The following is a 20,318-nucleotide window of genomic DNA, read 5'->3' as shown; positions in this document are numbered from 1 at the left end:
AATGTGCCGATCCCGGTGCCGGTGGCGACGTTCTCGTTCGGCGGCTGGAAGTCGTCGCTGTTCGGCGACACGAAGGCCCACGGGGCGGAGGGGGTGCGCTTCTTCACGCAGCAGAAGGCGATCACGTCGCGCTGGCTGGACCCCAGCCACGGCGGCATCAACCTGGGCTTCCCCCAGAACTGAGGTACTGCTCCGGGAGGGGTTGATCTCGATACGGGCGCTGCGCGCCCTACTCGATCAGCATGGCGGGGGCGGCGCGCCCCGCATGATCAGCATGGAGCGCGCCGGCCACGCGACCCATGCCGGCGCAGCCGTTCCATGGTGGTCGAGTAGCCGCCGCAGGCGGCGTATCGAGACCCACGCGCCCATGCTGGGCGTAGCCGACTCCATGCTGGTCGAGTAGCCGCGCAGCGGCGTATCGAGACCCACCGCAGTCCACTCAGAGGAAGCCGAGCGCCGTCCACAGCTCCGTGCGCGCGTCGACGTCGTCGAGGTCGACGCCCAGGGCGCGCTCGAGTGCGGTGATGCGGTTCCGCAGGGTGTGCCGGTGCACGCCCAGCTCGCGGGCGGCCGGCTCCCACGCGCCGTGGCAGCGGAGCCAGACGCGGGCGCTCTCGAGGAGCACCGCGCCCTCGGGCGTGAGCAGCGGCGCGAGCATCCGCCGGGCGAGCGGCTCGGCCCCGGCCGCGGTGAGCAGCCCGCGCATGCCCTGCGCGCTCACGTCCTCGAAGCGCAGCAGCGGGAGCGCCGCCGTCGCCCGCTCGGCCGAGCGCCGCGCCTCCACGAGTCCGCGGTCCAGCTCCGACCACCCGATCGGCGCCGACGCCCCCGCCTGCACGCCGTGGCGCTCGAGCACTCCCGCGATCAGCCCCAGATCGTCCGCGCCGGTGATCACCACGAGGGCGTCGTCCCGCTCGGCGAAGAACAGCCGCGCCCCGTTCTCCTCCGCGAACACCTCCAGCTCGTCGAGCAGCGAGTCGCCGCGCACCGGCGCGCTCAGCACGCTGACCCGGATCGGCGCGGCGGGCAGCGTCCCCCACAGCTGCTGCGCGGTGCGCGCCGCGACGTCGAAGGCGCCGGCGGCGAGCAGCTCGAGCAGTCCCGAGCGCAGCTGCCGCCGCGAGGTGTCGAGGGCGCGCCGCTGCTCCAGGGCGATGCTCGCCAGCCCGATCACGCTCGCGACCAGGTCGTTGCCGGCCGGATCGAGCGGAGTGCCGGTCCCGACCGCGAGCACCCCGCGCAGGTGGTCGCGCTGCCCGAGCGTCTGCAGGGTGACCCCGCCGCCGTCGTCGAGGCGCAGCCCCGCCCGGCTGCCGCGCGCGAGCGCCTGGCGCACGGCCGCCTCGACAGAGCGCTCCGCCGCCTCCGGCACGTCGAGCCGGGTGGGCAGGTGCACGCGCTGCCCGACCGCGTCATAGAGGGCCACCCAGCAGTCCAGCTGCCGCTCGAGCTCCGTGAGGATCGCCGCCAGGCCGTCGGGACGCAGCGCCGCCCGCGCGACCCGCCGCTGCGCCTCCAGCGACCACTCCAGCCGCTCGCGCTGCTCCCGCGAGATGACGTCCGCGACGAAGCGGATGATCCCCATGAACGGCGTCGTGGCGGCGACCTCGAGCAGCGGCAGTCCCTGCCCGGCGCAGGCCGCGACGAGCGGCCCCGGCACCTCGTCGTGCACGATGCCGATCGCGAAGCCGAGCGCCCGGATGCCGCGCCCGCGCAGGCGCGCGACGTACGCCTCCGAGAAGTCGGCGCCCTGCGCGCCGGGGCTCTGCTCGAAGTGCACGCCGTCGGTGAGCAGCAGCTGCCCCGACTCGAGCCACGGCGTCGGATCGACGAGGTCGGAGGAGTGCGCCCAGACCAGCGGGGCGTCGAGGGCGGCCTCGTCGTGCACCCCGGCGAGGACGCGGAGGCGGAAGGCCGGCTCGGCGAGCAGATCGCGGACGGTCGCGGGCACGGGCGGCTCCACTCGGGTCGGTTCGACGTTCCGTCCATCGTAGGGCGCGGTCTTCGACGAAATGCGGAGCCCGCGCATCGGCGTCGAGCGGCACGATGGAAGCATGACGCTCTCGGACACGACTCCCTCTGTCAGCACCAACGCCTCCGTCACCGCCGCGGACCGCTCGCGCGTGTTCCACTCCTGGTCCGCGCAGGGGGCGCTGAACCCGCTGCCCCTCGCGGGCGGCCTCGGCGCCGAGGTCTGGGACGTCGACGGCACCCGCTACCTCGACTTCTCCAGCCAGCTCGTGAACGTCAACATCGGCTACCAGCACCCGAAGGTCGTCGCCGCGATCCAGGCGCAGGCCGCGGTGCTCACCACGGTCGGCCCGGCCTTCGCGAACGAGACCCGCGCCGAGGCGGCGCGCCTGATCACCGAGCGCGCTCCCGAGGGCTTCGAGAAGGTCTTCTTCACCAACGGTGGCGCCGACGCGAACGAGAACGCGATCCGGATGGCCCGTCTGTACACGGGGCGCGACAAGATCGTCTCCTTCTACCGCTCGTACCACGGCAACACCGGCGCGGCGATCGTCTCGACCGGCGACTGGCGCCGCATCCCCAACGAGTACGCCCGCGGGCACGTGCACGCGTTCGGGCCCTACCTCTACCGCAGCGAGTTCTGGGCCGAGACGCCCGAGCAGGAGTGCGAGCGCGCGCTGCACCACCTCGAGCGCGTCGTGCAGGCCGAGGGTCCGGAGTCGATCGCCGCGCTGCTGCTGGAGACGATCCCCGGCACCGCGGGGATCCTGACCCCGCCGCCCGGCTACCTCGCCGGCGTGCGGGCCCTCGCCGACCGGTACGGCATCCTGCTGATCCTCGACGAGGTGATGGCCGGTTTCGGCCGCACCGGCGAGTGGTTCGCGTTCAACGCCTTCGACGTCCGGCCGGACCTCATCACCTTCGCGAAGGGCGTCAACTCGGGCTACGTCCCGATCGGCGGCGTCATCATCGACGACCCGATCGCGCACCACTTCGACGAGCGCGTCTTCCCCGGCGGGCTCACCTACTCCGGCCACCCGCTCGCCGCGGCGAGCGTCGTCGCGACCCTCGAGGCGATGGCGGAGGAGGGGATCGTCGACAACGCGAAGTCGATCGGCTCCGAGCACCTCGCCCCCGGCCTGGCCGCCCTCGAGGCGAAGCACGACCTGATCGGCGAGGTCCGCGGCTCCGGAGTGTTCTGGGCGCTCGAGCTCGTCACCGACCGGGCCACCCGCGAGCCGCTGCCCGCCGCGGCCGTCGGCCGGCTGAAGGCCGACCTGCTCTCCCGCGGCCTCGTGCCCTTCACCGCCGACAACCGCATCCACGTCGTCCCGCCCGCCGTCGTCACCCCCGCCGAGGTCGCCCGCGGCCTCGCGCTCCTCGACGACGCCCTGACGGCCTTCAGCGGCTGACGCGGGGTCTCGATACGCCGCTGCGCGGCTACTCGACCAGCATGGGTGGGCCGCGTCCCGAGCGGGCGCCCCTTCATGCTGATCGAGTAGCCCGCGCAGCGGGCGTATCGAGATCCACCGTCGTGCACACGCCGGGTCTCGCTACGTTGCTCCGCGTCTACTCGACCAGCATGGTCGGCCCCCGCCGACGATCGACGGGGACCTCTCCGAACCACCCGGCCACCCGCACGCCGTATCCGGGGATCCGCGTCCCAGCGGATCCCCGTCGGCGACCGCACCACGCTCTGCGAAACGCACCACCCACTCCGCCGACCGCGAGACGCCGCCCCGCGGCGTCCTAAGAAACGGAGTGCAGCGCGAACGCCGTCACGAACCCGAGCACCGCGTACAGCCCCGTGAGCACGTCGTCGCGGTCGAAGGCCTCGGGGATCATCGTGTTGGAGATCATCGCGAGGATCGCGCCGGCCGCGACCGTGGTCACGAACGCGACGACCGCTCCGGGTGCGCTCGCGAAGACGAGGAAGCCGACGAGCGCGGCGATCGCGGAGAGCGCGGCGATGCCTCCCCAGACGGTGAACACGTAGCGCGCCGAGCGGCCGTCGGCCTTCATGCCGACCGTGGAGGAGAGCCCCTCCGGCAGGTTCGAGATCGCGACGGCAGCCACGATCGGCACGCTGATCGCCGCTCCCGCCCCGCCCTGCGCGACCGAGAGCCCGAGCACGATCGACTCGGGGATGCCGTCGATCAGCGCGCCCGCGGCGATCGCGGTGCCGCCGCCGGAGGAGCCGGAGCCCTTCGCGCTCTTGCGGTTCCCGGCCCCGGCGCGAGTCAGCAGCGCGTCGGCCCCGACGAAGACCACGGCGCCGACCAGCGTGCCGAGCACTGTCGGCAGGAGCCCGCCGTCGTCGGCCGCCTCCTGCACCAGCTCGTAGGCGAGGGCGGAGATCAGCACGCCGGCGCCGAACGCCGAGATGGCGGCGGTCAGCTTGGGCGGGACGCGGACGAACCAGGCGAGCGCCGCTCCGATGAGGAGGGTCGCTCCGCCGAGGACGCCGCTGAGCAGGGCGAGGGACCAGGAAGGCACGGCGCCCAGCCTGGCAGGCGGCGGCACCCGCCGACCCGGGGTTGACGGCGGTAGTCGATCGGCAGGGGACTCGTCAGCACCCGCTCCTCAGCACCGCTCCGAGACGTAGCCCTCGTCCGCCGGCGTCAGCAGGTCGCGGTCGCGCAGCAGCACGCCGATGCCGTCGCCGCGCGCGCACGCCCGGGCGAACACCGCGTCCGCGTCCTCGACGTCCGTGTACTCCACCTCGTACACCCGCTCGCCGTACACGTCCGTGTACGCGTCGCACTCCGTGAACACCTCGCACTCCTCGGTGATCGCGAAGTCGAAGCCGAGCCCGCGCATCTCCTCGGCCCGCTCCGCCGCGTTCTTCTGGCCGATCGCCAGGCCCACCCGGTGCGCCTCGGTGACGAGCTCCCGCGCGAAGGCAGCGGTGTCGGAGTCGGTCAGCAGGCCGTCGGAGCGGGTCGCGGAGTCGAGGTTGTCGGCCTCGACGGCGTCGAAGCCGCTCTCGGCGCAGCCCGCCAGCCACGGTCCCACCACGTCGAGCAGCGCCGCCCGCTTCGCCTCCGTCGACACGTCGAGCAGCGTCTCGTCCGGCCAGTCGGGATCGGTGACGGGCTCGCCGTCCGCGTCCCGCAGCAGCAGCTCGGGATGCGCCGCCCACTCCGCCTCCGCGCCGGGCTGGGTCTGGAACGCGTTGACGTAGCAGACCGAGTACACCCCCGGCTCGGGCTCCGCGGTCCGGTCGCGCACGACGAGGTCCGTCCCCTCCGCCGGCGGGTAGGCGCCGCCGAGCTGGTAGTCGAAGCTCGCGCCCGCCGGAGGGAGGGCCGGTTGCCCGACGGTTGCTGCGCATCCGGCGAGGAGAAGGGCGGTCGCGGCGAGGCAGCACAATAAACTGGCCGAATGGCGGAGTTCAGCGCGAGTGTCTTTCAGAACGAGTTCCTCTCGGACGGCGCGACGGATGTGCACGCGATCGTGACGGTGACCGCCTCGGGCACCGGCGCGGCCGGCAGCGACGGAGCGGCCGCCGAGCTCATCATCGTCGACTGCTCGGGGTCGATGACCGGCGAGAACATGACCGCGGCCAAGCGCGCCGCCGCCGTGGCCGTCGACCAGATCCTCGACGGCACCTTCTTCGCCGTCATCGCCGGGTCCGAGCGCGCCGACCGCGCCTTCCCGTACCCCAACGCCTCCGTGTCGATGGTGCGGATGGAGCCCGGCGCCCGCGCCGCGGCGAAGGAGGCCATCGGCTACCTCCAGGCCGACGGCGGCACCGCGATGGGCACCTGGCTGACCCTCGCGCGCCAGCTCTTCTCCAGCGTCCCCGAGGCGAAGCAGCGGCACGCGATCCTGCTCACCGACGGCAAGAACGAGCACGAGTCGCGGATGCAGCTCGACGCCGCGATCCGCGCGGCCGGCGGCGTCTTCCAGTGCGACGTGCGCGGCGTCGGCTCCCGCTGGGTCGTCGAGGAGGCGCGCACCATCGCGAGCGCGCTGCTGGGCACCGTGGGGCTCATCGCGAACCCGGCCGACATGGCCGCCGACTTCGAGCAGCTGATCCAGGCGTCGATGGGCCGCGGCGTCGCCGACGGCGAGCTGCGCGTCTGGACGCCGCAGGGCTCCCAGCTGCTCTTCGTCCGCCAGGTCGCGCCGAACCTCGAGGACCTCAGCTCCCGCCGCACCTCGGTGAACCCGCTGACCGGCAGCTACCCGACCGGCGCCTGGGGCGACGAGTCGCGGGAGTACCACGTCGCCGTCCGCGTCGCCTCGAAGCCGGTCGGCGCCGAGCAGCTGGCCGCCCGCGTGCAGCTCAGCGTGCGCGACGAGGTGGTCGCCTCCGCCCTGGTGAAGGCCCGCTGGACCGACGACTCGGCGCTCACCGCGCGCATCGACCCGGCCGTCGCGCACTACACCGGCCAGACGGAGCTCGCCTCGGCGATCCAGGACGGCCTCGCCGCGAAGGCCGTCGGCGACGACGCCACCGCGACCGTCAAGCTCGGCCGCGCCGTGCAGCTGGCCGCGGCCACCGGCAACGACGAGGCGACCGCGAAGCTGCGCAAGGTGGTGGAGATCGACGATCCGAACGAGGGCACGGTCCGGCTGAAGCGCGGCGTCGCCCGCCTCGACGAGATGGCGCTCGACACCGCCTCGACGAAGACCACGCGGGTGCGCAAGTGAGCTACCGCTGCCCGGAGGGGCACGCCTCCGCGTCCGGCGACTACTGCGACGTCTGTGGCGCCCCGATCGCGCCGGCCGCGCCGTCCGCGCCCGGGCCGAGCGCCGCCGCCCCCACGGAGGCGATCCCGACCGGTCCCGCCGTCTGCCCGAACTGCTCCTACCCGAACGAGGCCGGAGCGCTGTTCTGCGAGAACTGCGGCTACGACTTCACCACCGGCTCGCTGCCCGAGGCCGACTCGTTCACCGAGCCGGGCGCCGTCCGCGCACCCGGCGAGGTCGGCGGCTCCGCGACGGCGGCCGGCGACCCGGCCGCGCACGTCGGCGAGGCGCCCGCGCCGGGTGCTCCCGGCGCCCCGGGTGCTCCCGCCCGGCTCGTCCCGGAGGAGGAGGCGGGGTTCGACGTGCCCGTCGCCACGGCGCCGCCCGCCGAGAGCGCAGCTCCCGCGACCGAGGTCCTCGCCGAGGTCACCGGCAGCACGCCGACCGCCGCGCCGGTCGCGACGCCCGCGCCCGAGGAGGAGGACGACCCCTGGATCGCCGAGATCTGGGTCGACCCCGACTGGTACGCCGAGCAGCGCGCCGAGGACCCGATGCCCTCCGCCGGACCGCCCACGATCGTCGTGCTGCGCGAGCGCTCGCTGCTCGTCGGGCGCCCCTCCGTCTCGCGCGGCATCTCCCCGCAGATCGACTGCGGCACCGACTCCGGCGTCTCCCGCCGCCACTGCCAGCTCAACACCGACGGCTACCGCTGGTGGGTCGAGGACCTGCAGTCCGCGAACGGCACCTACCTCGCCGCCGCCGGCGCCCCGCTCCCGCAGACCCCGATCCCCACCGGCCAGCGCCGCGAGATCGAGGAGGGCGACCGCGTCTACGTCGGCGCCTGGACCCGAATCGTCCTCCGCAAGGCCCTCCCGGGCGAGGCCTGACCGGGCGCCCCCTACAGATCGAGTAGCCCGCGAAGCGGGCGCCCCCTGCTGATCGAGTAGCCCGCGCAGCGGGCGTATCGAGATCCACCGTCACCGACAGCTGAGTCGTCTGGCCGGCGTCTGACGTCGGCGGGTCTCGATACGCCGCTGCGCGGCTACTCGACCGGCACGGATCACCGGGCGCGCAGCGCGAGCGCCGGGTCCTGCCGGCTCGCCGTCCAGGCGGGGATCGTCGAGGCGGCGAGCCCCGTCAGGAGTCCGACGCCGAGCCCCGCCGCCGGCAGCCAGGACTCGAGGACCGGGGTCCAGCCCTGCAGCACGGCGATGACGAGCGTCGCGGCACTCCCGACGGCCACGCCTACCGCTCCGCCGAGGAGGCCGATGAGGAGGCCCTCGGCGAGGAAGAGGCGTCCGACCGCGGTCCTGCCGGCGCCGACGGCCCGGCGCAGTGCGATCTCATGCGCCCGGGCCTGCACGGAGAGGTGCAGGGTCGTGGCGGCGCTGATGGTGGCGAGGACGAGAAGGATGAGGGAGATGAGCGCGATCAGGGCGCCGAGGTCGCTGCCGATACCCGTCCGGAGATCGCGGAGGTCGGCGACGGTCTCGACGCCGAACCGTCCGGGGTTCGCGGGATCGAGCCGAAGGGGGACCGCCTCCGCGACGGCGGCGGGGTACCCGGGCTCGGTGCGGATCAGGAGCGCCGTCGTGACGTCGGACGAGCCCTGCAGGACATCGGAGGAGACGATCACCGAGTCGGTGAGGTCGGCCTGCCGAGGCCCGGCGTCGAGCACGCCGACGACGTCGACCGTTCGGCCGTTCACCCAGAGCCGGCAGCCGGGGCCCGGGGGTGGGAGCTCGAGTGCCACCGCCGCGTCGCGACCGACGATCGCGATCCCGCGCACCGATCGGTCGTCGAGGAGTCCGAAGGTGTCCGGGCCCACGGGCGATGCGCCCGTGAGCCGCAGGTAGCCCGAGGACGCGGACATCAGTCTCAGCGGCGATCCCCTCTCCGGCTCGGAGGGCGAGAGGCGCTGGATCGAGGCGGAGCCTCCCGACGCCACGGACGCGGAGCCGACTCCGGCGACCCTCGGCAGAGACGACGCCGAAGCGATCCATCCGGAGAGGCGACGGTCGTCGTCGCGCAGGAGACCCGTGCCGCCGGGGACCGAGACGCGCACGTCGTCGAGGGCGGCCGCGTTCAGTCTGTCCGCGACGCTGCTGGAGGCGCTCTCGCTGACCCCGATCGACGCGACCAGACCGCCGATCCCCAGCGCGAAGGCGAGCAGCAGGAACAGGGTGCGCGCCAGCCGGGTGGTGACGACGTCGAGGGCGTCGCCGAGGTCGTCGGCGAGCGCCGTGACCCGGCGGAGAGGACTCCGGCGCGACGGTTCCGCCTCCTCGACACCCGCCCCCTCGGCGGCCCTCTGTGCACCGGCCGGCGGTGAGGTGGCCGTCGACGGGTCGACAGTGCCGTCGACGATGCGGATCGTGCGGTCCGCGGCCGCCGCGATCGACTCGTCGTGGGTGATCAGGACGACGGTGACTCCGCCGGCATGGAGATCGCGAAGGCAGTCGAGCACCGCCGCCCCGTTGGCCCGGTCCAGATTGCCGGTCGGCTCGTCGGCGAGGACGATCTGCGGCCGGGTGGCGATGGCGCGAGCGAGGGCGAGACGCTGCTGCTCACCGCCGGAGAGGACCCGCCCGGCGGCGTGCGCCCTGGATTCCACGCCGAGCCGGGCGAGGGCGTCCAGCGCCCGCTCGCCGCGCTCCGCGAGCGGGACGCGCTGCGTGCGGAGTCCGAGGGCCGCGTTGTGCAGGGCGGAGACGTCGCCGAGGACGAACGACTGCTGGAAGACGAATCCGAAGACCCGGGACCGGAGGCGGTCGCGCTCGCGCTCGCGCAGGGAGGCGACCTCCGTCCCGTAGACGCGGTAGCTGCCCGCCGTAGGAGTGTCGAGCAGGCCGAGGACGTTCAGCAGCGTGCTCTTGCCCGAGCCGGACGGACCGACGATCGCGACGAACTCCCCCTGCCGCACGGTGATGCCGATGTCCCGGATGCCGGTCGCGGGGTCGGCGCCGAAGATCCGGGTGATCCCGGTCAGCTCGAGGGCGGCCGGCGGACCCGCCGTCTCGTCCGAGGACGGGGTGACGGTCACTGCAGGATCACCTCGCTGCCGGGCGCGAGGACGTCGCCGGCGATCGCGGTCCAGCCGTTCCCCGAGTAGTCGACGGTGACAGGCACTCGCCGGGGTGCCGGCTGCTCCGCTCCTGCCTCGGCATCGTCCGGCACGAGGACGAAGGTCCCCTCGGCGTCCTGCCGGAGGGCGACCGTCGGCACCGCGAGGGACTCCTCGTGCGGAGCCTGCGGCAGCACGGTGACGCTCAGGCCGGGCGAGAGTCCCGCGAAGGCGGGATCGGCCGAGGCGACCGTGACGTCCCGTCCCGGCGCCTTGCCGTCCGAGGCCTCGACGAACTCCCCGATCGTCGTGATCGTGCCCGCGAGCTGCCGGGTGTCGGCCTGAACGCCCACCTCCTGTCCGACGGTCAGCGTCGCAGCGCTCACCGCGTCGGCCCGGAACGAGACGGTGTTCGGAGAGGTGCGGACCGTGACCAGCGGAGCCTCGCTCGTGACGGTCGCGCCGAGCGGTAGGGCGCCTGTGACGGTCGCCTCGGCCTCCGCCAGCGCGACGAAGCTCGCGAAGGGGATGAGCGGACCCGGGGGACGGACGACGAGGGGCTGCTGCCCCTCGGGCGTCGGGGAGGACGTGGGCTCCGACGGATCAGGATCGGCAGGCGACGACTCCACCGCGTCGGGGGCGGCGGTCGGCGCGGGGAAGCCGTTGTCGACGAAGAGCTCCGTCACGGCGGCGGTGGTCCGCCAGTCCACCCAGCCGGTCACCTCGACGTCCGCTCCGATCGCGCGGAGCGCGCGCTGGAGGGATGAGACGTCGTCGCCCTCGTCGCCGGTGCGCAGATCGCGGTAGAGCGCCAGCGGCGCGGGCAGGACGAAGACGGGTCGGCCGGAGACGGCACCGACGAGACTTCCCGGTCCGATCGCCTCGCCGACGTCGACGGTCCGCCTCGTGACCACGGCCGGGACCCCCGCGGGGATCGTGCTGAGCGTCTGCTCGCTCCCTGCGACGACGATCCCGGCGAACGCCGTGCGGGAGTCGACGACTCGCCTCTCCACCGGCACGGTGACCCGGATCGTCTGCCGCGCCTGCTCTCCGGGTCCGCGGTCCGGAGCCTGCACCAGGAGCCCCGTCAGGAAGGAGGCCGCGATCGACCCGATCAGGACACCGGCCGCGACGACCGCTCGGAGGGGGTGCTCGATGCGCCGGAGGCGTCCGCGGCTCTCGACCGCACCCTCTCCGTCGGTGACGTCGCCGTCAACCATGCGCGGCGATGTACGCGCGCGCGGCGTCGAGGAGTTCCTGCTTGCGCTCCTTCTCCTCGTTCAACGCCGCTTGGTTCGCGTCGATCAAGGGCTGCTGGTAGGCCGCTTCGAGGTCCGCGAGCGTCTGCGTCAGGCGGGTGTCGGTGTTGCAGCGGGCCTCGATCGAGGCGAGCCGGATCCCCTCCTCGCTGCTGCCCGCTCCTTCCTCCTCCAGCAGGTCGTACGACTGCTGAGACAGGTAGCTCTCACCGGTCTGAGGAGTGAGTCCGGCCTCCTGCAGGCACTGCTCCCAGGGCTCGCGAGCCCGCTGCCAGCGCTCGTCCTTCCGCGCCTTCGTCCGCGCCTCGCTCTCCAAGCGGGAGACGAGACTGTTCAGGTACTCGTCCTGCGGGGGAGTGACGGTGTCCATCGCCGCCGTCACCGATTCGTCGTCCTGAGCGCAGCCGTCGTACGCCGCCGACCACTGCAGCCCTCCGGCCGTTCGAGCGTTCTTCATCGCGATGTCCAGCGGCGATGGTGCGAAATCGAAGCCGTAGCGGGCCGCGCGCGGCTCGTCCCAGATCCCGAAGGTCCGATCATCGAGGTCGGTCGACGGGTCGGCCGGTGCTCGAGCGACTGAATACGTGAATCCCTTCGATCTCATGCACTCCGCGAGCACCGCCTCCGCAGCAGCCTCGAAGACCTGCTGGTCTGAGTGACGCCCGTAGAACGCGTACTCGTCCAGCGGCATGACGATCTCCCCGCTGGCCGAGTCCAGGTTCGCGCGAGCGGATTCGTCAGGTCCGGCCGAGCTGATCGCGCAGGCGCTCAGCAATGCAACAGAGGCCACTGCGCCGAGGGCGCCCCGAAGGTGACGTCCCCCGGGGCGCCGTCGTCGATGGCTCACTAGCGGTAGCTCTCGATCCGGTCGTTCCAGTTCAACGGCCACGACAGTCCGGTCGTGACATGCGTCAGAGCCGATACGTCTCCACTCAGACGGACCGAACCACCGGTGTACCCACGGTCCTCGTAGAAGGTCTTGCCACCCGGAGGAGCCTTGAGCGACGACGCCTCCCTGTTCATCGTGCCGAGGCCGTCCTTCTCCGCCCACGCTGCGCCGTAGACGTATCCGCCGTAGTCCGCATTCTCATAGATCGGAAATGCCGACGCGGTCGTCGCGCCTCCGAACGCGAGCGCTGCGGCGGCCAGGAAAGACGCGACATGTGCCCCATATCTTCTCTTCATGCTCCCTCTCCATTGATCGGATCATCACCGTGTGGTGGCCGAGCCGTTGCGGCCGACGAGAAGAGACGGTAAGTGAGACTTCGTCGACTCACAAGAGGGTGTCGTTCGCTGCTCGTTCATTGGCGCTCGATTCGCCTTCACCCGCTGGTCGTCGGGTGTCGGGTGAGGGCCGCCGGCGCGCGGGCCGGAATGGGTCAGTCTCGATACGCCGCTGCGCGGCTACTCGACCAGCTGCGGGTGCCGCTGCGTGGCTGGTCGACCAGCGGATGAGATCCGCCGTCGACGAGGCGAGGCCGCCGGGCGTCAGCGGCCGGCGAGGAGTCCGAGCATCCAGGAGAGGGCGGCGACGGCGCCGACGCCGACGACGCTCGAGCCGATGATGACGGCGCGGCGCAGGCGCGCGCGGCGGCCGTCGGGAGCGGTGGCCTCGGCGGGCGCCGCGACGGACGACGCGGTCATGCCCGCGCGCAGCCGGTGCGCGACCTCGTCGGCGGTCGGCCGCTTCGCCGGGTCGCGGTCGGTCATCGAGGTCAGCAGCGCACGCCAGGGCGCGGGCAGCGTCGCCGGGACGACGGGTGAGCGGTTGAGCCGCGCGATGGCCGCCTCGAGGACGGTGCCCGAGTACTCGCGGTGCCCGGTGATCGCCTCCAGCAGGACGAGGCCGAGGGAGAAGACGTCGCTCGCACCGCTGATGGGCTCGCCGGCGACCTGCTCGGGGCTGACGAAGCTCGCGGTGCCGATGACGATGCCGTCGCTGGTGAGGCGGGAGCCGTCCATGAAGTGGGCGACGCCGAAGTCGGTGAGCTTGGCGGTGCGGGCGTAGCCGCTGGAGGCGACCTCGCTGACCAGGATGTTCGCCGGCTTCACGTCGCGGTGCACGACGCCCCGCTCGTGCAGGTACGCGAGCGCCTCGGCCAGCTGCGTGCCGATCGCGGCGACCTCGTCCGGCGCCATCGGGCCCGGCTCCAGCCGCGCCTCGAGGGTCGGGTCGGCGACGAGCTCCATCACGACGTAGCGGCGCACCTCGCCGCCGAAGTTGTGCAGGCCGGCGTCGAAGAGGTTGACGATCCCCGGGTGCGCGAACGAGCTGAGCATCCGCACCTCGCGCTCCTGGCGGGCGACGTCCTCGGGGTTCGAGGCCTCCGCGCGGAAGACCTTCACGGCCACCTCGCGCTGCACGGTCTCGTCGCGCGCGCGGTAGACCGACCCCATCCCGCCCGAGCCGATGCGCTCGATCAGGTAGTAGCGACCGGCGACCCGCTGCTGCGCGGCGTTGGCGGCGATGGTGCTCACGACGACCCGCCTTCTGCTCGAGCGAACCGCTCCACGGCGCTCAGGGCGAGCTCCTGGGTAGACGGTACCGCGGCGCCGCCGCGCAAGGGGCCGGACTGTCCGGGATTGACAGACCGACGTGATAGAAGCAGTCGATCCGCCGCCCCGGACGGCATCGTCAGCGCAGTCCGCTGCGGGAGAAGCCCTGCACGAAGTAGCGCTGGAAGATCAGGAACAGCACGACCATCGGCACCACGTTGACCAGCGCGAAGGCCATCGTCCCGCCGTAGTCGCTGCCGAACTGGCCCTGCAGGTAGAGCAGCCCCATCGGCAGGGTGAAGAGCGCGTTCTCCTTGAGCGCGATCAGCGGCCAGGCGAAGTCGTTCCACGAGCCGAGCAGGGTCATGAAGAAGAGGACGGCGATCAGCGGCTTCGAGAGCGGGAGCACGATCCGGGTGAACACGCGGAAGTGGCCGGCCCCGTCGATCCGGGCCGCCTCGATCAGATCGCGCGGGATCGCGAGGATGAACTGCCGCGCGAGGAAGAGCCCGAACGCCGACGCCGCCGTGGGCAGGATGACCGCCCAGTAGCTGCCGTAGAGGCCGAGATCGGTGACCAGCCGGAACAGCGACACCATGATCACCTGCACGGGCAGGGTCAGCGTGGACAGCGCCAGCAGGAAGAGCACGCCCGAGCCGCGGAAGCGCAGCTGCGCGAAGGCGTAGCCGCCGAGCAGGTTGATCGCCACGGTGATCAGCGCCGTGACGAGGCTGATCGCGAGCGAGTTGCCGAACCAGGTCGCGACCGGGAACGAGTCGAAGACCCGCTCGAAGTTGACGAGGGTGAACTCGCGCGGCCAGAGCCGCAGCGTGCCGCCGAGCAGCTCGGCCCGCGAGGAGAACGCCACGACGAGCATCCAGTAGAGCGGGAAGAGGATGACCAGGGAGACGAGGATCGCGAGGACCAGCCGCAGGGCGGTCGTGGAGCGGGAGACGCGGTTCATTCGACGAGGTCCCTCGAGCGGTTCGTCCGCCACTGCACGGCGGTGAAGATCATCGTCAGGATCAGCAGGACGATGCCGATCGCCGCCGCGTAGCCCTGGTCGCGGGTGACGAAGCCGGTGTCGTAGGCGTAGGTCACCAGCACCGAGGTCGAGTTCTGCGGCCCGCCGCCGGTCAGGACGAAGACGATGTCGAAGACCTGGAAGGAGTAGATGACGTTGAGGATGAGCAGGAAGAACGTCGACGGCCCGACCAGCGGCACCGTCACGTGCCGGAACTGCTGCCAGCCGTTCGCGCCGTCCAGCCGCGCCGCCTCGTAGAGCGCGGGGTTCACGCCCTGCAGCCCGGCCAGGTAGATCAGCATGTTGAAGCCGGTGCGCCACCACAGCGTCACGAGCACGACCGAGGCGAAGGCCGCGGCGCCGCCCGACTGCCAGGCGATGCGCGGCAGGCCGATCGTCTGCAGCAGCCCGTCGAGCACGCCGCTGTTCTCGTCGAAGATCAGCACGCCCATCAGCGCCGTCGCGACGCCGGACACCGCCATCGGCAGGATCAGGATCGAGCGGAAGACGGCCCGCGCCGGCAGCACGGAGTTCAGCAGCACGGCCGCGCCGAGCCCGAGCGCCATCGAGAGCGGCGTGACGATCAGCGTGAAGAGCGCGGTGTTCAGCGTCGAGCGCCAGAACAGCGGGTCGGACAGCAGCCGGGCGTAGTTGTCCAGGCCGATGAAGACGCCGTCGCCGAACCCGTTGGTGCGCTGGAAGCTGATCAGGAACGCGCCGACCAGCGGCACGAACACGAACAGCCCGAGCATCAGCAGGTTCGGTGCGAGGAACCCGTAGGCGGCGACGGTCTCGCGCGCGGCGGGGGCCCGGGAGGGGCGGCGCGGCCGCGCCGTCACCTCCTCGGGCGCGGGGAGGGTGCGGGTCACGGGGTCGCGCCGCTCACTGCACGGCGGTGGCGATGCCGGAGGTGAGGTTAGCGATCGTGTCCTCGGTGCTCTGGCCGCCGACGAACGCCTGCTCGAGCTGGTCCTTCAGCACCGCGATGATCGCCGCCATGTCCGGCGAGGCGACCTGCGCCGCGTCCTCGGCCTGCACGGTCCCCGCCTGGCCGAGGAACACCTCGGCGAGCTCGGGGCGCACCTCGAACTCGATGCCGGACTCGGTCAGGTCGCGGCGCGTGGGCAGGAGCGAGGCTCCGGCGCAGAAGTCGCGCATCGACTCCTCCTCGGTGACGAAGGCGAGGAACGCCGCGGCGAGCTCCGGGTTCGCGGTGGCCTTGGTCGCGACCAGGGCGTTGCCGCCGAAGTCGCCGCCGCCGCGCACGTTCCGCGGTGAGTAGGTCGCGCCCCACTCGAAGTCGAGCGTCGACTCCGCGTCCGGGATCAGGAAGGCGCCGCCGAAGGTCATCGCCGTCGTCTGCGAGTACCAGAGGTCGCTCGCGTAGGTCGTCGCCTGGATCGAGCTGCTCGGCGGCACGAGGCCGTCGGTGAAGAAGCTGCGGCTGAAGTCGATCGCCGCACGGCCGGCGTCCGAGTCGATGGCCGGAGCGGAGAGGTCCTCGGTGAGGAAGCGGCCGTCGGCCTGGAAGAGCAGGCTGAGCCAGCGGGTCACGCCGTTGCCCTGCCAGTTGTAGGCGAAGGGGTAGCGCTCGGCGGGCAGCGAGGCGCGCAGCTTCCGGCCGACCTCGGTGAACTCCTCCCAGGTCCACGCCTCCTCCGGGGAGGACGGGAACTCGGTCACGCCGGCGGCGGCGAGCGCCTCGGTGTTGTAGAGGATGAGCGAGGTGTCGGTGTGGTGCGGCACGCCGAACGGGCTGCCGCCGCTCTGCACCGCGGCCCAGGCCGGGTCGGTGAAGCGCTCGGCGACATCGGCCTCGAGGTGCGGCGTGAGGTCGAGCAGCTGGTCGCGACCCGCGTAGCTGCCGAAGGTGTAATAGGGCACGCGGAAGACGTCCGGCGGGTTGCCCGCCTGCAGCTGCGCGTCGATGTTGGTGAACATCTGCTCGTACGGCACCGAGTTCAGCGCCACGGTCGAGCCGGGGTTCGCCTCCTGGAACCGGTCGATCGCGCGCTGGAAGCCGGCGAGCTCGGCGTCCGTGCCCCAGGTGGTGAAGGTGAGCGTGCCGCTGTCGGCGCTCGCCGCGGGGCGGGCCGGGGCGAAGCCGCAGCCCGCGAGCACGGGGACCGAGGCGGCGACGCCCAGGGCGCTGAGGAAGCGGCGCCGATCCAGCGTCACCCGATCGAAGGCGCTCCTGCCGAGCGAGATCCTGTCCAGAGCCATCACGGCCTCCCCTACGGGGGCCACCGACGGGCCCTCCGAGGGGAGGCTAGCCGCGGGCTCCTGCGGGCGCCGCTACTGGACGGATCCGCGTTCCTGTGAGAGGGCGATGCTCACGGCCGGCGGCCGAGCATCCCCTCGAACGAGCCGTCCAGCGCCCACGGGTCCGCGGGTGCGCGGGAGGTGCGCGCCGCCTCGGTCGCGAGCTCGCGGCCCGCGCGCTCGATCCGGGAGGGCAGCGCCCGCCCGTCCTCGGTCGCTCCGCCCCAGTCCTCCGTCGCGGCGAACACCGTCGTCGAGAGCGGAGCCGCGTGCAGGTAGGTGAAGAGCGGGCGCATCGCGTAGTCGACCGCGAGGGAGTGGCGGGGCGAGCCGCCGGTCGCCGCGAGCAGCACGGGCAGCCCGCGCAGCGCCTCCGTGTCGAGCACGTCGACGAACGACTTGAAGAGGCCGCTGTAGCTGGTGGTGAAGATCGGCGTGACGGCGATCAGGCCGTCGGCACCGGCCACCGCGTCGAGCGCGGTCTGAAGCGCGGGGCTCGCGAAGGCGGTGAGGAGGTCGTTCGTCACGTCGTGCGCGAGGTCGCGCAGCTCGACGACGCTGCGCTCGACGGCGAAGCCCTGCTCGGCGAGCGAGGCCTCCGCGGCGTCGGCCAGGCGGTCGGCGAGCAGGCGGGTGGAGGACGGCGTGCTGAGGCCGGCCGAGAGGACGGTGATCCTGCGGGTGTCCATGGGTGTCGCCTCCTAGGCGCTGACGGGGACGGGCTGCTCGGCGCGGGCGGCGACGAGCGAGGAGTGGGTGGGGGCGTCCGGCACGTGCGCCGGGCGGCCCTCGGCGAAGCCGGCGCGCAGGGTGGGGAGGATCTCGCCGAGCATGTCCATCTGCTCGAGGACGGTCTTCAGCGGCAGGCCCGCGTGGTCCATCAGGAACAGCTGGCGCTGGTAGTCGCCGACGTACTCGCGGAAGCCCAGGGTGCGGTCGATGATCTCCTGCGGCGAGCCGACGGTGAGCGGGGTCTGCTCGCTGAAGTCCTCGAGCGAGGGGCCGTGGCCGTACACCGGGGCGTTGTCGAAGTAGGGGCGGAACTGCGAGACCGCGTCCTGCGAGTTCTTCGCGAGGAAGATCTGGCCGCCGAGTCCGACGATCGCCTGGTCGGCGCTGCCGTGGCCGTAGTGCTCGAAGCGCTGGCGGTAGAGCTGCACCATCTTCGCGGTGTGCGAGGCGGGCCAGAAGATGTGGTTGGCGAAGAAGCCGTCGCCGTAGTACGCGGCCTGCTCGGCGATCTGCGGGGAGCGGATCGAGCCGTGCCAGACGAACGGCGCGACGCCGTCGAGCGGGCGCGGGGTCGACTGGAAGCCCTGGAGGGGCGTGCGGAACTGGCCCTCCCAGTCCACGAAGTCCTCGGTCCAGAGGCGGTGCAGCAGGTCGTAGTTCTCGATCGTCAGCTCGATGCCGCGACGGATGTCCTTGCCGAACCAGGGGTAGACCGGGCCGGTGTTGCCGCGCCCGAGCATCAGGTCGACGCGGCCGCCGGCGAGGTGCTGGAGCATCGCGTAGTCCTCGGCGAGCTTCACCGGGTCGTTCGTGGTGATCAGGGCCATCGCGGTGCTGAGCTGGAGGCGCTCGGTCTTCGCGGCGATGTAGGCGAGGGTCGTCGTGGGCGAGGACGACCAGAAGGGCGGGTTGTGGTGCTCGCCCAGCGCGAAGACGTCGAGGCCGATCTCCTCCGCCTTCTCGGCGATCGCGACGGTGGCCGCGATCTTCTCGGACTCGGTCGGCGTGCGGCCGGTCGTGGGGTCTGTGGTGATGTCGCTGACCGTGAAGATGCCGAACTGCATCAGGCGCTCCTTCTCTCCGTGGCCCCGTCCTGGCGAGACCTAATCCATGCATTTGCATGTACATCCTCATTCAACCACGTGGAGCCGACGTTATTCCCGCGCCTGCTCGACCGCTCAGGAGCGCGTCAGGGAAGGGATGCGGGCGACCCCGTCCACGACCTCCCGGGCGAAGCCGGTCGTGTCGTCATCGAGAGCCACCAGGGAGTCTCGGGCGTTCTCGAAGGCTCCCACCAGGTCGCGGCGGAGCCGGCGGATCTCGTCGACGGCTCGACCGCCGTCGACCCCGAGCTTCTTCGCTTCCTTCGCGAAGCCTGCTTCGGACATCGCGTCGAAGCGGTATTCGCCGTCGATCGACATCGCTGCCAGTGGCGCTTCACCCCGGGCGCCGAATCGCGACTGATCGTCGAGGTAGGGGGCGATGGTGTTCAGGTCGTAGAGGGGCGCGAGCCGGGAGTCGGCGCCGTCGAGCATCATCGAGTAGTTCTTGATGTGCGCGTCGGTGCAGTACGCGACGCTGTTGAAGGCGACTCCGCGGAAGAACTCCCATCCGATCCGCACTCTCTGGCTCTCGCTGAGTGCAAGAGCGCGGATGAGGGTGGCGACGGCGCCGATCCCCGGTCCTCCGTCCCGTCGCTGGTACTTCTTGGCCGGATCAGTCGACAGCGCCTGACCCAGGTCTTCCTGATGCAGCCGCCGGATGATTCCGTCTGATCCCGGTTCTCGGTCGTAGCGTTTCGAGACGAAGACCCGGTGCGACCCGATCTGCTGAATCCAGAACTCGGCGGTCGCGAGACCGAGCGTGTTCGCCGCGGTCAGTGTCACGTATTCGACGACATCGACGCGCCTGAACCCGTCCGGCGCGACGGGCTTGAGGATGTGGGTCGTCGGCGTCGCACCCAGGGCACGTGCCCATCCGCCTCGATCGTGGACGAGCGCGATCTTGGGTTGCGCTCCGGGAAGCGAGAAGCGCTGATCGAGGCGCGCGTCCGCAGTCCCGTCGCGGTACTCGTCGATGACGAGGCGGAGCTGCTCGGCGACGTCCTCGTCCGCCAGTGCCTCGACCGCGGTCCGGTCGCCGTCCGCGTCAGTGGACTCTGCGCCAGGAGGAAGGAGCTGAACGGCCCCAGGGGTGTCCGCCCCCGTGTGCTCGAGGATGGCGAAGGGATTCCTGGGATTGACGTCGAAGCGCTGAGCCACGGCGCTTCGCGCTGCGTCGTTGTCGGGGAGGAGCCCGTTGAGCCAGGGCAGGACCTTCCGCTTGCTGTGGCGCTCCACCGCTGTGCTCATCGACAACGAGAGGGGCGTGCTCAGCGGGTCTCGCCTGTACTCGTCGTCATAGACGAAGACGGTGTCGCCCGTGTTCTCCTGAAGGAACCTTCCGGCTCTTCTGCCGTCGAGGTACGCGACGAGCTCACGTGCGGCGGGCATCGAGCGCCCTTTCCTCGAGCCCGTAGCCGAGCGCTCGGAGCACGTCGAGCACCGCTCCGATACGAGCATTGGGGTTGCCGCGCTCGAATTCGTTCACCCATTTCCTGGAGAGTCCCGCGCGCTGGGCGAGCTCGGCCTGACTGAGGCCCGCGCTCTCGCGCATCGAGACCACCAGCTGCCTCAGATCGTTCACTCCACTGAACATCGTTCGCCCCCTCCGCGGTGTAACCGTACGGCTACACATCGAATTGTAACCCTTCAGGTACTACTCGTGGTGTAACCGCTCGTGCCCGGGCGGTGACGACCCCAGAGGTCAGAGG

At 72.0% G+C, this 20,318-nt stretch carries 18 protein-coding genes and 1 pseudogene; 4 read left to right on the top strand and 15 right to left on the bottom strand.

From position 1 onward, the window contains the following. Window positions 1–183 (top strand): annotated as a pseudogene (locus HQQ82_RS07115) (methylmalonate-semialdehyde dehydrogenase (CoA acylating)); the annotation flags it as partial. A 256-nt stretch (window positions 184–439) separates the two neighbouring features. On the opposite strand, the gene HQQ82_RS07110 reads toward HQQ82_RS07115, so the two are convergent. Beyond that, window positions 440–1,951, bottom strand: a complete 1,512-nt coding sequence (locus HQQ82_RS07110) for a PucR family transcriptional regulator (RefSeq protein ID WP_173232259.1) — start codon at window positions 1,949–1,951, stop codon at window positions 440–442. Window positions 1,952–2,054: 103 nt separating this feature from the next. On the opposite strand from HQQ82_RS07110, the gene HQQ82_RS07105 reads away from it, so the two are divergent. Beyond that, window positions 2,055–3,383, top strand: a complete 1,329-nt coding sequence (locus tag HQQ82_RS07105; protein ID WP_173232258.1) for an aspartate aminotransferase family protein — start codon at window positions 2,055–2,057, stop codon at window positions 3,381–3,383. A 337-nt stretch (window positions 3,384–3,720) separates the two neighbouring features. Here the strand turns inward: HQQ82_RS07105 and HQQ82_RS07100 are convergent, their stop codons facing one another. Both HQQ82_RS07100 and HQQ82_RS07095 read right to left on the bottom strand, forming a co-directional pair. Continuing rightward, window positions 3,721–4,467, bottom strand: coding sequence for a ZIP family zinc transporter (locus tag HQQ82_RS07100; RefSeq protein WP_173232257.1), 747 nt, complete (start codon window positions 4,465–4,467; stop codon window positions 3,721–3,723). Between the two features lie 87 nt (window positions 4,468–4,554). Then, window positions 4,555–5,343 (bottom strand): endo alpha-1,4 polygalactosaminidase, encoded by a 789-nt coding sequence (locus HQQ82_RS07095; protein WP_173232256.1) that lies wholly within the window; start codon window positions 5,341–5,343, stop codon window positions 4,555–4,557. A 12-nt stretch (window positions 5,344–5,355) separates the two neighbouring features. Here HQQ82_RS07095 and HQQ82_RS07090 point away from each other — a divergent pair, with 12 nt between their 5' ends. Beyond that, window positions 5,356–6,630: a VWA domain-containing protein gene (locus tag HQQ82_RS07090; RefSeq protein ID WP_173232255.1), complete on the top strand. Its 1,275-nt coding sequence runs from the start codon at window positions 5,356–5,358 to the stop codon at window positions 6,628–6,630. Next, the gene (locus HQQ82_RS20540; protein ID WP_173232254.1) at window positions 6,627–7,556 is read left to right on the top strand and encodes an FHA domain-containing protein; all 930 of its coding nucleotides are present in this window, start codon (window positions 6,627–6,629) and stop codon (window positions 7,554–7,556) included. The genes HQQ82_RS07090 and HQQ82_RS20540 overlap by 4 nt, the downstream gene beginning before the upstream one ends. Window positions 7,557–7,729: 173 nt before the next feature. Here HQQ82_RS20540 and HQQ82_RS19860 read toward each other — a convergent pair whose 3' ends face one another. The 12 genes from HQQ82_RS19860 to HQQ82_RS07025 form a co-directional block, all read right to left on the bottom strand. Then, the gene (locus HQQ82_RS19860; protein WP_173232253.1) at window positions 7,730–9,712 is read right to left on the bottom strand and encodes a cytochrome P450; all 1,983 of its coding nucleotides are present in this window, start codon (window positions 9,710–9,712) and stop codon (window positions 7,730–7,732) included. Then, window positions 9,709–10,953, bottom strand: a complete 1,245-nt coding sequence (locus HQQ82_RS07075; protein ID WP_173232252.1) for a hypothetical protein — start codon at window positions 10,951–10,953, stop codon at window positions 9,709–9,711. The genes HQQ82_RS19860 and HQQ82_RS07075 overlap by 4 nt, the downstream gene beginning before the upstream one ends. Then, window positions 10,946–11,782 carry a hypothetical protein gene (locus HQQ82_RS07070; RefSeq protein ID WP_173232251.1) on the bottom strand — a complete coding sequence of 279 codons (837 nt, stop codon included), beginning with the start codon at window positions 11,780–11,782 and terminating at the stop codon, window positions 10,946–10,948. Before HQQ82_RS07070 ends, HQQ82_RS07075 begins: the two co-directional genes overlap by 8 nt. A 56-nt stretch (window positions 11,783–11,838) precedes the next feature. Then, entirely contained in the window at window positions 11,839–12,177 is a 339-nt protein-coding gene (locus tag HQQ82_RS07065) for a hypothetical protein (RefSeq protein ID WP_173232250.1), read from the bottom strand. A 303-nt stretch (window positions 12,178–12,480) separates the two neighbouring features. Further along, complete coding sequence (locus HQQ82_RS07060; protein ID WP_173232249.1) at window positions 12,481–13,470, bottom strand: serine/threonine-protein kinase; 990 nt, start codon at window positions 13,468–13,470, stop codon at window positions 12,481–12,483. Between the two features lie 157 nt (window positions 13,471–13,627). Then, complete coding sequence (locus HQQ82_RS07055) at window positions 13,628–14,452, bottom strand: carbohydrate ABC transporter permease (RefSeq protein ID WP_173232248.1); 825 nt, start codon at window positions 14,450–14,452, stop codon at window positions 13,628–13,630. Further along, window positions 14,449–15,381, bottom strand: coding sequence for a carbohydrate ABC transporter permease (locus HQQ82_RS07050; RefSeq protein ID WP_367947844.1), 933 nt, complete (start codon window positions 15,379–15,381; stop codon window positions 14,449–14,451). Before HQQ82_RS07050 ends, HQQ82_RS07055 begins: the two co-directional genes overlap by 4 nt. 13 nt (window positions 15,382–15,394) lie before the next feature. Continuing rightward, window positions 15,395–16,735 (bottom strand): sugar ABC transporter substrate-binding protein, encoded by a 1,341-nt coding sequence (locus HQQ82_RS07045; protein ID WP_173232247.1) that lies wholly within the window; start codon window positions 16,733–16,735, stop codon window positions 15,395–15,397. A gap of 110 nt (window positions 16,736–16,845) precedes the next feature. Beyond that, window positions 16,846–17,463 (bottom strand): FMN reductase, encoded by a 618-nt coding sequence (locus HQQ82_RS07040; protein ID WP_173232246.1) that lies wholly within the window; start codon window positions 17,461–17,463, stop codon window positions 16,846–16,848. Window positions 17,464–17,475: 12 nt separating this feature from the next. Further along, window positions 17,476–18,570, bottom strand: a complete 1,095-nt coding sequence (locus tag HQQ82_RS07035) for an LLM class flavin-dependent oxidoreductase (protein ID WP_173232245.1) — start codon at window positions 18,568–18,570, stop codon at window positions 17,476–17,478. Between the two features lie 114 nt (window positions 18,571–18,684). Continuing rightward, window positions 18,685–19,998, bottom strand: coding sequence for a HipA domain-containing protein (locus tag HQQ82_RS07030; RefSeq protein ID WP_173232244.1), 1,314 nt, complete (start codon window positions 19,996–19,998; stop codon window positions 18,685–18,687). Then, window positions 19,982–20,161 (bottom strand): helix-turn-helix domain-containing protein, encoded by a 180-nt coding sequence (locus tag HQQ82_RS07025; RefSeq protein ID WP_254071177.1) that lies wholly within the window; start codon window positions 20,159–20,161, stop codon window positions 19,982–19,984. Before HQQ82_RS07025 ends, HQQ82_RS07030 begins: the two co-directional genes overlap by 17 nt. Window positions 20,162–20,318: the final 157 nt, after the last annotated feature.

The sequence above is a fragment of the Rathayibacter sp. VKM Ac-2856 genome, assembly GCF_013205055.1.
GTDB lineage: Bacteria > Actinomycetota > Actinomycetes > Actinomycetales > Microbacteriaceae > Rathayibacter.
The sequence above is the reverse complement of the archived record's forward strand: the minus strand, read 5'-3'. Positions and strand labels throughout refer to the sequence as shown.